We start from the raw sequence: 13,868 nt of genomic DNA, 5'->3' as shown, positions 1-13,868 counted from the left end.
ATAGTTTACATTTAAAATGAGGGCAAATAGAAGTAATGGTGACAGGCACCATTTGGGTCTGCTTGAAAAGAACAATAAAAGTAGGTTATTCTTAAGCAAACAATTCCACTTAAGGTTGTGGTAAGAATGAGGATTAATAAGTTTATTAGTGAGTCGGGAAAGAGCTCTAGGCGAGGAGCGGATAAGTTAATTAGTGAAGGAAGGGTGACGATTAATGGCCAGATCGCTCAAATGGGCAGCCAGGTCGAGCCTGGTGATACGGTCCGGATTGATGGGAATCCGATTAAAGTTAAGAAAGAATATGTTTATATTGCTTTAAATAAACCAGTCGGGATTACAAGTACCACTGAAAGGCATATAAAAGGGAATATCGTTGATTTTGTGAATCATCCTATGCGGATTTTCCATATTGGCCGGCTTGATAAGGACTCAGACGGACTAATTCTACTGACAAATGACGGCGACATTGTAAATGAAATTCTCCGGGCGGAAAATAAGCATGAAAAAGAATATATTGTAACCGTGAACAAGCCTATTACAGCTGAATTTGTAAAAAAAATGGCTGCGGGAGTGGAGATATTAAATACCAAAACACTTCCTTGCAAAGTAACACAGCTTTCGAGGTATGTCTTTCAAGTCATCCTAACCCAAGGACTCAACAGGCAAATCCGCAGGATGTGCGCCGCCTTAGGCTATGAGGTTGCCAGGCTGCAGCGGACTAGGATTATGAATATCCATTTAGGTAATTTGCCGATTGGCCAATGGCGGGATTTAACCAAAAAGGAAAAAGAGCAATTGTTTGATGATCTTCAATATCACCCTAGAGAATGGTAAAAGCAAAAGGGAGGAACTGAGACATAGAGTTTCAGTTCCTCCCTTTTTATGTATAATTGACTTTTTTGGCAAAGTAAATGGTATCAATTCCTTGCCCTCGGTGATTGATAAGTCTCGCACTTACTTCAAAACCCAGTGTCTCCAAAATGTGCAGATGCGAACTGTTTGTTGACCATGTCCTCGTTGCAAGAAAAGGCATTCTGTATTGGGATGGAATTCTTTCGGATTGAATCATCCTGTAAAATTCCCTCGTAATCCCTAGGTTTCGAGCGTTCTTCCTTACACAAATCGTTGTAATATAATTACTTGGAGAAAATTCCTTTAATTCAGGGCAGCTATTATTATGCTTAAAGGTCATAAATCCTGTGGCCTTACCACTCTCTTTATTCATAGCTAAAATGAGCGGCTGTTTAATGATTTCCTTGTAGTAAGAATGCGGCAAAGCCTCAAGATCCCCCCCGAGCTGAAGAACACTTTGAAAGGTGCCTCCCCTAGCTGATAGTGGTGGAACAAACTCCTGGTCACTTTCACACAGAATTTCCCACACGGCCTTCAGGTGATCTGGTTCGCTTATATTTTCAAAAAACTCTAATTTAATCTCCATCCGTCCTTATACCCTTCTTGTTCAATTTATCTAAAATTAAACCATACTTACCCGTTGTCTCCAAGTATGTTTCCAATATCTTTATAGTGAAAAAATATCAAATTACGGTCAAATCTATTAATTTAAAAATTTCTAAAATTGCCTATTGTAAATCATGTAATGTTTAATTATAATACAAGACATAACAAATAGAGCGTTTTCAAAAATAAGGAGGTGATAAAATGAGATTTGCAGGTATGAACATCACTTTTAGGAATTTTCCTTTCCACTACTTTTTGGATAGTATGGAGCGCCTAGGTATCAGCCAAATTGAGTTATGGGCAGGCGAGCCCCACTTATATATCTACCGTAATCCAATTGAAAGTATAAGAAGCATTAAAAAGGAAATTAAGTCTAGAAATATGGAGATTGTTTGCTATACTCCCGAACAATGTGTTTACCCGTTTAATCTGGCAGCTTTAGATCCTCAATGGCGAAAGGCAAGTATCGATTATTTTATTGAAAATATGTATTCTGCTCTAGAGCTTGAGACCAAAATGGTGTTGATTACTTCAGGAATTGGTGACTTTTCTGTTTCACTTGGGGAATCATGGAAGTATTCAAGTGACTCCATTTACCAACTTTCAAAAGTGGCTGAGAAAGAGGGAATAACCCTGGCATTGGAACCACTAACCAAATTTGAGTCCAATTTAATTACCGACGCACTAGGAGTAAAGAAAATGATGGAGGAAATACAATCTCCTTCCTTAAAAGGGATGATTGATACAGTGGCCATGCATTTAGCAAATGAAACACCTAATGATTATTTTTCCATTCTGCCAGACGTATGTCATTTCCACCTAATCGATGGTGACGGTCAATCAGATGCTCATCTAGCACTAGGCGATGGGGTACTAAAATGGAGAGATGATCTAGCAAGTCTTCAAAGCCAACATTACGAAGGAGTTTGCACTCTAGAAATTATGGGAACGAGATATTATCAAAATCCACAAGATGCAATCATTAAATCATTAGAAAAAATAAAGGAATTGGGAATTTTATAATCTGGATTTGGAGGAACTCTTTATGAGTAATGGCACTCTTACACGAAAACTGGGTTTTTGGTCTGCTCTAGCGATTGCAGTTGGAACAACTGTTGGATCAGGTATCTTTGTTTCATCCGGTGATGTTGCAAAAGCAGCAGGAACTCCTTCTATCTCAATTTTAGCCTGGATTATCGGCGGCCTTATCGCAATACCGCAGGTAATGGTATTAGCAGAATTATCAACGGCTTATCCCGAAAATGGAAGCGGTTACGTATATCTGAATAAGGCAGGTTGGCGACCTCTTGCCTTTTTATATGGTTGGGCGACGTTCTGGGCGTTAGACCCCCCTTCTATTTCTATTATGGCTTTAGCAATTGTTTCTTACCTTGCTACTTTTTTTCCTTTCTTTTCTGGTATAGCTGGTAAGTTGTTAGGAGTAGCAATCATTTTAGTCATTACCTCCATCCATTATCGAAGTGTAAAAGAAGGTGGACTATTCCAAGTTATTATCACTGCTGTTAAGATCATTCCTTTTATTATTGTCATTGTTTTAGGTCTGATGTATATGAAAGCTGGTAATTTTTCATATGTGCCCGCCCATGGAGCTGTTAAAACCAGTTTAATCGGAGGTGTATCCGCAACTACCTGGGCTTACACAGGTATGGCCGCGATTTGTTTTATGGCTGGCGAATTTAAAAATCCCGGGAAAATTCTCCCACGTGCACTGATTAGCTCAGTGTTTATTGTACTAGCTTTGTACACATTACTGGCAATTTGTGTCATCGGCTTAATGCCGTTTGATAAATTAATCCATTCTAGTGCTGCCGTTTCAGAGGCAGTCAGTTATATTCCAGGTCTTTCTCATATTGCTTCTTCCTTTGTCGCCATTACTGCCATTATTGTTATTCTCGGATCATTAAGCTCCTGTATTATGTTTCAGCCTCGTTTGGAATATGCGATGGCGAAAGATGGCCTATTTTTCCAACGTTTCGCTAAGGTTCATCCTAAGTATGAAACTCCTAGTTTTTCTATTATTATTCAGGTTACTTATGCTTGTATTCTCGTATTTATGAGTAATTTAACCGCCTTACTTGGGTACTTCACGCTGATTCAGCTTGTCATTAATATTTTGGACTTTGCAGCTGTTTACAAATGCCGTAAACGAGAGGATTATAACCCAATCTATCGAATGCCAATGTGGAAATTAACAACTATTTTAGCCATCCTTGGTGCCTCATGGCTTGCTTGGGGAACCTTCACATGGGCCCCTTGGCAGGGTATGATTGCAGCATTTATTGTTATTGCAACCGGACTTCCTGTTTACTTTTATTGGAATAAGAGATTTGGGTCTGCAAATAACAAGGGAAATGATGTAGTAGCATGACCTTAATAGGAAGTTAGCTCCACTATTCTAACTTCCTATTTTTTAAAAAACGGCTTGTATTATTTGTTATATCTAACTATAATACAAGACATAACAAATAGTTTAACCCACCACAAAAAAGGAGGATCATATCCATGTTGAAATTTGATGAAGAATTATTCCTTAAGCTTGTTGAAAAAGAGGGCCTTGCATTTAGAGGGGAAATTGAAGGTTTTGTCGATGAAATCTGCCAAAAAGGCTACAAGAACATTTTCCTTATCGGCGCAGGCGGAACCATTGCCATGATGTATCCTTATGAGTATATTCTAAAATCAAACTCTACGATTGACGTTCATGCAGAAATTGCAGCGGAGTTTATGGTTATGAACCATAAGCATTTTAGTAAAGATTCAGTTTGTATCTTTACCTCTGTTTCCGGAACAACGAAGGAAACCCTTGCAGCTGCCGAGTATTGTAAAGAAAAAGGAGCCACAACCATTGCTTTAGTAGCAGAGCCAAATACACCATTAACAAAAATGGTAGACTATTGTATCACTACAGGTTCAGAAAAACACTCTTTTGATACTTTTTATATGCTTCTCTACATGGTTATCTTCCGATTTATGTATAATCATGATGAATTTCCTCAATATGAGCAATTTACCAAGGAAGTTAATCTACTCCCACGTGCCATTCTGAATGCTGTTAAATCTTTTGATCAACAAGCAGAGGAATTTGCCATCAAACATAAAGATACAGATTATCATATGATGGTGGGTTCCGGTAATTTATGGGGAAATACTTATTGCTATGCGATGTGTGTATTAGAGGAAATGCAATGGATCCATGCTAAATCCATTCACGCTGCTGAGTTTTTCCACGGTACGCTTGAACTTGTCGTCGAAGATACAAGTGTGATTTTACTAAAGGGGGAAGACGAAACAAGGCCTCTAATGGACCGTGTAGAAAGATTTGTTGAGAATATAACAAAGAATGTAACGATTATAGATACAAGAGATTTCGAGATGGAAGGGATCAGCGAGGAATTTAGAAAACACTTTGCTGTTAGCATTAATTGGTCCGTCTTAAGCAGAATCAGTGTTTATCTGGAGCGTGAACGGAACCATTCGTTAGACCTTAGAAGATACTATCGCCAAATGGAATATTAGAAATCATGAATGAGCACTACTCGTAGTGCTCGTTTCTTCTTAAAAAAGGAAAAGTGGGGATATAACAATGAAAATAGCTACTGTCGGTGATAACTGCATGGATGTGTATCAAGCAAACGGGAAGGCCTATCCTGGAGGAAATCCCGTCAATGTCGCTGTCTATTTACAAGGCTTAGGTGCTGAAACTTCCTATATTGGCTGGGTTGGGTCTGATTCATACGGTAAAGAAATGATTGATGCGATTCAAAACAAGGGAGTAGATACCACTCATCTATCTCAAAAGAAAGGAAAAACTGCCATCACCTATGTTGAATTAGTTGACAATGATCGCAAATTCGGAGAATACGATGAAGGTGTCATGGCTGACTTTACCTTAACGCCGGAGGAAATTACTTTTATTGGGACACACAAATGCGTACATGCTGGAATTTGGGGACATGTGGAGCAATATTATCCTGCATTTAAAGAAATGGGGCTGCATACCTCCTTTGATTTTTCAAACCAATTAAATGATCCTCTGGTAAAGACCTTACCACCGTTTGTCGATTATGCCTTTTTTTCCTACACACAAGATGATGCTTATATACGTCAGTATCTAAAGGAAATTAAAAACCTTGGCTCAAAAGTTGCTGTGGCAACATTAGGCGAAAACGGTTCTCTTGCCTATGATGGTCAACAATTTTACCAATTTGGTGTAATCGAAGAGAATGTAGTCGATACAATGGGGGCAGGTGACTCCTTTATTTCGGGTTTTATTTATGGACTATTGAAAGGCTGTACCATTGAAGAATGTTTACAGTTAGGTACCCAAACAGCTGCAAAAACAATTCAATATTTTGGTGCATGGTGACTAGGACAGGGCTCTCGATGTATAATAGATATTAAAATTTATTGAATTGATAAGGATGAAGCAAGTAATGAATTTAAATCCTTCTACCCCCCAGCCACTCTATATGCAAATAAGGCAAATGTTGAAAAATGATATCCAGCAAGGTAAGTATAAACCAGATGAACAAATACCAACTGAGGCTGAACTATGTGAAATTTATAACGTAAGTCGGATTACCATCCGAAAAGCAATTGAGGAGTTGGTAAAGGACGGTACATTAACACGTATTCCACGGAGAGGAACTTATGTTACCTCAAAAAAATTTCACAATGAGTTGATATCTGTAAGTGGATTCTCAGAGTTCAGTCATCAGCTGGGCATGACCCCTAATTCTCGAATTTTAAAAAGTGAAATCATACAAGCAACAGAGGAAATAGCAGAATATCTTAAAGTTGAGGAAGGCAGCCCCATTTTGGAACTTGAGCGGCTCATGTATGTAAATGATCGCCCTCTTTTTTATGATATTGCCCATTTCTCGTTAATTCGATTCCCAGATCTAGAAAAGAAAATTGTTGGAAATGAATCTACTTATAAAATTCTTTTGAACGATTACCAAACGGAAATTGTCAGTAATGACAAAATTATTGATGTTATTGGTGCCACAAAAGACTACGCTAAATGGCTGGAGTGCGATATTGGGGCAAATCTCTTTAAAATTTTAAAGATATCATTCAATATAGATGATGAACCTGTCCACCTCTCTACCTTTATGTGTGAAACAAACAAGGTTAAACTTACGGTTCATCGGGCAAAATAGGTCATGTAAGTTTGGTGCAACCTTTTTTATATTATTTTTAAAAATTTCCTCTTGCATTTATCTTTATATACTGCTAACATGAAGTAGCATGATTTTGGAAAGCAAATATTTAACTATATCTGGATCTTTCCAAGCAGATAACATTGACCACTTCTTTGGAAGTTAAGGCCATACGGACAGCCGGGTCAACTGCCGATTGGCAACTTTGGTTGCCTTATTGATTGAGTTAAAAGCTCAAATTTTATAAGTTGGTTACTTTACAACCAGTGCACATGCACACAACTTGTGAAACGGTCAATAAGAGTGGTAAAAGTGATTATTTGCTATATAGACTCTGATCCTAAAATGATATATGTTAAATATTAAAAAGCTTTCTGCCAAAATGTCTGATGACTTGGTAGAGTATAGATATGACTTTTTGTCATGGAAATACTTGATTTTTAATATTGAATATATCAAAGCAAGTGTTGTGCGCAATTAATCCCTGCGTTTTGCACTTGCTTTTTTTGTTGTTACGGAATTCCGTTTTACTTTTTAAAAATCTATTACGTTAGGAGATAGGAAAATGGGAAAAGCGCTAATTATTGGGGCTGGCGGCGTAGCATCCGTTGCTGTCCATAAATGTGTTCAAAACAGTGAAGTATTTGAAGAAATTTGTATCGCAAGCCGTACAAAGTCAAAATGTGATGAATTAAAAGCTAAACTTGATGGCGGCAAAACAAAAATAACAACTGCACAAGTTGATGCTGATAATGTGGATGAGTTAATCGCGCTGATTAATGAAGTAAAACCAGATATCGTCATGAATTTAGCCTTACCGTACCAAGATTTAACGATCATGGATGCTTGTCTTGCAACAAAGACACACTATATGGATACAGCAAACTATGAGCCAGAGGATACGGCAAAATTTGAATACAAATGGCAGTGGGATTACCGTGAGCGTTTTGAAAAAGCTGGCATTACAGCCCTTTTAGGCAGCGGCTTTGACCCAGGTGTAACAGGCGTATTCTCCGCTTATGCATTAAAACACTATTTTGACGAAATCGAATATATCGACATTCTTGATTGTAACGGCGGCGATCATGGCTATCCTTTCGCCACTAACTTCAACCCTGAAATCAATATCCGTGAAGTTTCTGCTAATGGACGTTACTGGGAAAATGGCGAATGGATTGAAACGGAGCCAATGGAAATCAAGCGTGAATACGACTTTGCTGAAGTTGGCAAAAAGGATATGTACTTGCTTTATCATGAAGAGCTTGAATCCCTTGCTCAAAACATTCCAGGACTTAAGCGGATCCGTTTCTTCATGACATTTGGCCAAAGCTACCTAATGCACTTGAAGGCCCTTGAAAATGTAGGAATGACTTCGATTGAGCCAATTGAATTTGAAGGTAAACAAATTATTCCTCTTCAATTCTTGAAGGCTGTATTACCAGATCCAGCTTCCCTTGGACCTCGTACAGTTGGTAAAACAAATATCGGCTGTATCTTCAGAGGGAAAAAGGACGGCAAAGATAAAACCTATTACGTTTACAATGTTTGTGACCACCAAGAGTGCTATAAAGAAGTAGGCTCACAAGCCATTTCTTATACAACAGGTGTTCCGGCCATGATCGGTGCTGCAATGATCTTGACTGGCAAATGGAACAAAGCTGGCGTATACAATATCGAAGAATTCAATCCAGATCCATTCATGGAAGAGTTAAACAAATGGGGACTTCCATGGGTAGAAGACTTTAATCCAATTCTTGTTGATGATGAGCCTGCTAAAAAAGAAGCGGAGCTAATTAAATAAAATGCGGTTTGAAGAATTACCAACACCATGTTATGTCGTAGATGAAAGTCTGGTTGAAAAAAACCTGAAAATCCTGAACGGTGTAATCCAGCGTACAGGTGCTAAGATTGTTTTGGCACAAAAGGCATTTTCTATGACAACAATGTATCCCCTCATTGGAAAATATTTAAGTGGTACTACAGCAAGTGGATTATTCGAAGCACGTTTAGGCTACGAGGAAATGGGCAAAGAGAATCACGTCTTTGCCCCTGCCTATCGTGACGATGAAATAGATGAAATTATCTCGATTTGTGATCATATTATCTTTAATTCCTTCTCACAGTTGGAGAAATTTAAAGATAAGGCTCTAAAAGCTGGCAGTAAAGTGGGCTTACGCATCAATCCAGAATGCTCTACACAAGTTGGACATGCCATTTATGATCCATGTTCACCAGGTTCCAGATTCGGTGTCATTAAAGACCATTTTCGACCAGAATTGCTTGAGGGTGTATCCGGACTTCACTTTCACACCCTTTGCCAGCAAAACTCTGACGATTTAGAAACTACTCTAAATGCAGTGGAAGAAAAATTTGGTGAGTGGCTTCCGCAAATGGAATGGATCAATTTCGGCGGCGGTCACCATATTACAAGAGAGGATTACGATATCCCTCGACTTGAGGCATGTATTAAAAGAATGCAAGATAAATATGGATTAGAAGTATATCTCGAGCCAGGAGAGGCCATTGCTCTTAATGCCGGTTATCTGATTACCTCTGTGTTGGATTTACATCAAAACAGAATGGATATTGCTATTCTTGACACTTCTGCAACCTGCCATATGCCGGATGTCTTGGAAATGCCTTACCGTCCGCCTCTTTTTGGTTCAGGCGAAGCAGGCGAAAAACCATACACCTATCGACTTGGCGGGCAAACCTGCTTAACAGGTGATGTCATCGGTGACTATTCCTTTGATGAACCATTAAAGAGCGGGGACCGATTAGTCTTCGGCGATATGGCCATCTATACAATGGTAAAAAACACAACCTTTAACGGCATGCCATTACCAGCTATCGCCGTTAAAAAACCTGATGGTGATTGTGAAATTGTACGCGAATTTGGCTATCAAGACTTTAAAATGAGATTAGCTTAATAGATTAGAAACAAAGGGACGGTTCTTATGCTTCGGGAGAAGCATAAGAACCGTCCCTTTGTTTTTTCCTGTTTTACACCGGGCTTACCTTAACGGCACTTAATTTAAAACCAGGCATCCGGCAGACAGGATCTAATTCATCTCCGACAAGAACATTGACATTTTGGGAGTCAGCCCAATGAAATGGAACAAAAATGGTATCTGGACGGATTGCCTCAGAGTATTTGCTTCGAACTAATATACTTCCTCTTCGAGATTCAATTTTAACTAAGGATTGGTCGACAATTTGGTAACTCCTCGCCGTTGCTGGATGAATTTCCATATAGGATTCAATATTTCTAGCAGCTAACGCAGGACTTCTCCTTGTCTGAACTCCCGTTAAGTAATGAGACATGACTCTTCCTGTTGTCAGATACAATGGATACTCACGGCACAGCTCTTCCTTAGGAACAACAGGTTTGTTGGGAACGACTACCATCACAGCCTTGCCATCAGGATGGGCAAAGGAACTTTCAAACAGCCTCATGGTCCCTTTATGATCAAGTTCAGGACATGGCCACAAAATGCCGCCTTCCTTTCGCAGCCTTTCATAGGTAATCCCGTAATAATCAGCTATTCCTCCCCGGCTCGCCAATCGCAATTCATTAAAAATTTCTTCTGATGAAGAAAAAGAAAAGTACTTCTCCTTTCCGAGAACCCGGGCAATCTCAACAATGATTTGCCAGTCATGCTTCACTTCAGCCGGACATGGACAGCTCGCTTCTCGTAACGTTACCCTTCCCTCCACATTCGTCATCGTCCCTTCATCCTCTAAGTAGGATGAAGTTGGCAAAATCAAATCCGCTAGTTTGGCTGTCTCTGAAACAAACAGATCGACCGCGACAAGAAACTTTAACTTTTTCAATGCATTCTTAACAAAATCAGCATTTGGATTGGAGACAACCGGGTTGGAGCACATTAGAAACATCCCAGTAATTTCTCCTTCATCGATTTTCTGCATCATTTCATAGGCAGAGACGCCCTTCCTCGGCAAATCCTCTGAATTGATTCCCCAAACATTTGCTATATACGCTCGATGTTCATCGTTTTCAATCGACCGGTACCCGGGAAGCTGGTCAGCTTTTTGGCCATGCTCTCTCGCCCCTTGACCGTTTCCTTGTCCGGTAATAGCACCAAAGCCGCAATGCGGCCTGCCTAGCTTGCCTGTAGCTACAAGGATATTAAGAAAGTTACGGACGGCGCTGGAACCATCTGTTTGCTGCTCAACGCCTCTCGCCGTAAAGATCATTCCTGTTTCATCCTTGCCAAACCTAATGGCTGCAGTTCGAATTTGGTTAATTGGAACTCCTGTAATTTCTTCTATTTCCTCTAACTTTAATGACCTTACATAATCTTGAACCACATCAAAGCCAGTAGCACGATCCTGAATAAACGTCTCATCCATGTAATTTTCTTCGATTATCACCTTCAACAGCCCGTTTGCTAGGGCTGCATCCGTTCCCGGTTTCACTTTTAAATGTAAGTCAGCTAGTTTCGTAGTCGCTGTTTCACGTGGATCAATCGCAATAATAAATGCCCCATTTTCCTTTGCCTTTTCAAAATACGGCATGATAGTTGGCTGGCATTCCGCCACATTCGTTCCAGCTAAAATGATACAGCGGGTAAATGGAATTTCAGCGAGACTGTTGGTCAATCCTCTGTCCATCCCGAAGGTTTGACTGGCGGCTGAAGCAGCGGCCGACATACATAATCGGCCATTATAATCGATATACTTCGTCTGTAACGCCACTCGTGCAAATTTACCAAGTAAATACGCTTCTTCGTTCGTAATCGATGCGCTCCCATATACAGCTAAGGCATTAAGCCCGTCTTCTTCTTGTATTCTAGTAAATTGTGCTTTTATTTGCTCCAATGCCTGTTCCCATGAGATCCGGACAAATTCACCATTTACCTTTAACATCGGATATTTTAAACGTTCCCTGTTAAACGCATGCTGGTAGGCATTCATCCCTTTGACACATACACGGCCCTGGGTGGTTGGATTATCTTTGCCTACCGTTTTATATTGCTTTCTGGAAACAATCGACTGTTCGATCAATTGCATCTTACACTGCATACTACAAAAGGGACATTGAGTATCATATATTTTTTCCGTTTGTACTTCCTTTTGCTTTTTACGGAAATACTTTAACATCAATTCCGTCAAAATTCCTCACCTTTTCTTACTGATAGTTCTTCATCTAAGCGCTCTAGTAATTCCTGACGAAGTGCTTGATCAAACAATACTTCTCTTAAATGGATTAAGCTCATTCGTTCCATCCACTGCCATGTTCGTTCCAGGTAATTAGCCGATTCCCGATAATATTGAATCAGCCCTCTAATGATTTGGACAGCTTCTTCATCAGTCGGGGCAACCGCCAATAATTCCCCTGCTCGAATCATTCTCCCGCTGCTGCCTCCCGCATAAATTTCCCAGCCTAATTCCGTCCCAATGACACCAATATCTTTTATTGTAGAACCTGCTCCATTATGCATACAGGTGGAGACACCTATTTTTAACAAGTAAGGCATGGCTAAAAACTCTAATCCCTTTTTAAAGGAAGCCGCTAATTTCAGGGATGGCTGTTTATCACATTGGCAATTGTATTCCTCTATACACGTGATGATCCTGTCAATGCCTTGCTCTCTGTCATATTCCGGATAAATCATTCCTAAGTAATACTCGATTGCAGGACGACATATGCTGCAGCCATTCTTGCTATTCCAATTCAACTTCTGCATTGCTTCTATGGAAGTAGTTATGCCGCTCAACTGCATCTCTTGTACGACTTCATCCTCTGTCAGGAAGGTACAAGAGCACATCGATTTCGGTTTGATGATTTCATTACATTCATCGCTTTTTATATAGGCTAGCAGTTCAGTAACTAACGATTTACAGCCGCCGCAGGAGCCTGATGCCTTCGTACATTTTTTCACTTGGTCAACGGTGGTCAATCCTTTTTGTTGAACTGCTTCCAATATCACGCCCTTAGTCACCCCATTACAGTTACAAACTAGTTCACTAAGAGGCATCGCAGCAACTGAATAGCCAGTCTCAATTACTGATTGCAATAAAGCTGTTTTTTCAAGGTCAGAAACTTCCTGCTGTTTGACGATCAGTTCTAACAATCTTGTGCGGTCCCTTGTATCTCCAAAAAGAACAGCACCGATCAATTTATGATCATGAAAGACCAAATTTTTATAGATTTGATTAACCTCATCATATAATTTAATCGACTTTGACGAAGCTTCCTCATGGAACTTCCCGGCAGAAAACACCTCTATCCCTGAGATTTTTAATTGTGTGGAAAGAACAGAGCCAGAATAGCCTTGGTTCGCGATACCGGAGATATGTTTGGCTAATATTTCCCCTTGTTCATATAGAGGCTTTACCAGTCCATAAACTTGGCCGCGATGTTCGACGCATTCTCCGACGGCGTAAACATTCTCTGCGTTTGTTTGTAGGTAATCGTTCACGAGGATCGCTCGATTCGTTTCAATTCCACTTTCTCTCGCCAATTGAATGTTCGGTCTAACCCCTGCTGCCATTACCACCAAATCCGTATCAATCTTTGTTCCGTCTTTAAAAACCAGTCCCTCTGCCCGGTTATCTCCGATAATTTCCTGTGTTTGTTTTTCAAAAAGAAACTTCATTCCTTGGTTCTCCAAATCAACTTGAAGCATGTTGGCTGCTGTTTCATCTAATTGCCGTTCTAATAAATAACGGCCATTATGGACCACAGTCACATCCATTCCAAGGTTGAGGAGCCCTCTTGCCGCTTCGAGCCCTAACAACCCTCCGCCAATAACAGCAGCCTTTTTAAAACGCTTCGCAGCTGCCATAATCATCTGACAGTCTTCAATTGTTCGAAACGTCGTCACTCCTTTTTTATCCGCACCTGGGATGGATGGACGAAATGGAACCGAGCCAGTCGCTAAAATGAGGCGATCGTAGGAAGTCTCTTGGTATTTATCTGTGATCACAACCTGTTTTACCGTATCAATTTTCACAACTGTTTCCCCGGTAAATAGTTTAATTTTTCGTCCTTCATACCAGTCACGATCATTGAGGGTAATATCCTCAAGCACTGTGCCGCCCTGCAGCACAGTGGATAGAAGAATCCGATTATAGTTCAAATGTGGTTCACTGCCAAAAATCGTGATATCAAAACCGTCAGGATTTACAGTTAAGATCTCCTCAATACAACGTACACCTGCCATCCCGTTGCCTATTAATACTAGTTTTTGCTTCTTCATA

At 40.0% G+C, this 13,868-nt stretch carries 11 protein-coding genes; 8 read left to right on the top strand and 3 right to left on the bottom strand.

Annotation, left to right across the window (positions count from 1 at the left end):
* Window positions 1-117: 117 nt before the first annotated feature.
* Window positions 118-834 (top strand): 23S rRNA pseudouridine(2604) synthase RluF, encoded by a 717-nt coding sequence (gene rluF / locus ACZ9EE_RS16495; protein ID WP_476028653.1) that lies wholly within the window; start codon window positions 118-120, stop codon window positions 832-834.
* Window positions 835-880: 46 nt separating this feature from the next.
* Here rluF and ACZ9EE_RS16490 read toward each other — a convergent pair whose 3' ends face one another.
* Window positions 881-1,438, bottom strand: coding sequence for a hypothetical protein (locus ACZ9EE_RS16490; RefSeq protein WP_476028651.1), 558 nt, complete (start codon window positions 1,436-1,438; stop codon window positions 881-883).
* A 221-nt stretch (window positions 1,439-1,659) separates the two neighbouring features.
* Between ACZ9EE_RS16490 and ACZ9EE_RS16485 the strand changes: the two genes are divergently transcribed.
* The 7 genes from ACZ9EE_RS16485 (at window position 1,660) to nspC (ending at window position 9,571) form a co-directional block, all read left to right on the top strand.
* Window positions 1,660-2,481: a TIM barrel protein gene (locus tag ACZ9EE_RS16485; RefSeq protein WP_476028650.1), complete on the top strand. Its 822-nt coding sequence runs from the start codon at window positions 1,660-1,662 to the stop codon at window positions 2,479-2,481.
* Between the two features lie 22 nt (window positions 2,482-2,503).
* Window positions 2,504-3,847 carry an amino acid permease gene (locus ACZ9EE_RS16480; RefSeq protein WP_476028649.1) on the top strand — a complete coding sequence of 448 codons (1,344 nt, stop codon included), beginning with the start codon at window positions 2,504-2,506 and terminating at the stop codon, window positions 3,845-3,847.
* Between the two features lie 134 nt (window positions 3,848-3,981).
* Window positions 3,982-4,995: an SIS domain-containing protein gene (locus tag ACZ9EE_RS16475; protein WP_476028648.1), complete on the top strand. Its 1,014-nt coding sequence runs from the start codon at window positions 3,982-3,984 to the stop codon at window positions 4,993-4,995.
* 67 nt (window positions 4,996-5,062) lie between these two features.
* Window positions 5,063-5,845, top strand: coding sequence for a fructoselysine 6-kinase (gene frlD, locus ACZ9EE_RS16470; RefSeq protein ID WP_476028647.1), 783 nt, complete (start codon window positions 5,063-5,065; stop codon window positions 5,843-5,845).
* 67 nt (window positions 5,846-5,912) lie between these two features.
* Complete coding sequence (locus ACZ9EE_RS16465; RefSeq protein ID WP_476028645.1) at window positions 5,913-6,641, top strand: GntR family transcriptional regulator; 729 nt, start codon at window positions 5,913-5,915, stop codon at window positions 6,639-6,641.
* A 565-nt stretch (window positions 6,642-7,206) separates the two neighbouring features.
* Complete coding sequence (locus ACZ9EE_RS16460; RefSeq protein ID WP_476028643.1) at window positions 7,207-8,442, top strand: saccharopine dehydrogenase family protein; 1,236 nt, start codon at window positions 7,207-7,209, stop codon at window positions 8,440-8,442.
* Between the two features lies 1 nt (window position 8,443).
* Window positions 8,444-9,571 (top strand): carboxynorspermidine decarboxylase, encoded by a 1,128-nt coding sequence (nspC, locus tag ACZ9EE_RS16455; RefSeq protein ID WP_476028641.1) that lies wholly within the window; start codon window positions 8,444-8,446, stop codon window positions 9,569-9,571.
* Window positions 9,572-9,644: 73 nt separating this feature from the next.
* Here nspC and nasC read toward each other — a convergent pair whose 3' ends face one another.
* Together nasC and nirB are read right to left on the bottom strand one after the other, a co-directional pair.
* Window positions 9,645-11,777 (bottom strand): assimilatory nitrate reductase catalytic subunit NasC, encoded by a 2,133-nt coding sequence (gene nasC / locus ACZ9EE_RS16450; protein ID WP_476028639.1) that lies wholly within the window; start codon window positions 11,775-11,777, stop codon window positions 9,645-9,647.
* Window positions 11,774-13,867, bottom strand: coding sequence for a nitrite reductase large subunit NirB (nirB, locus tag ACZ9EE_RS16445; protein ID WP_476028637.1), 2,094 nt, complete (start codon window positions 13,865-13,867; stop codon window positions 11,774-11,776). Before nirB ends, nasC begins: the two co-directional genes overlap by 4 nt.
* Window position 13,868 lies beyond the last annotated feature (1 nt).

The organism is Bacillus sp. URHA0034, from assembly GCF_056280405.1.
Note: the sequence above shows the minus strand (reverse complement) of the source record. Positions and strands in the feature narration are given on the sequence as shown.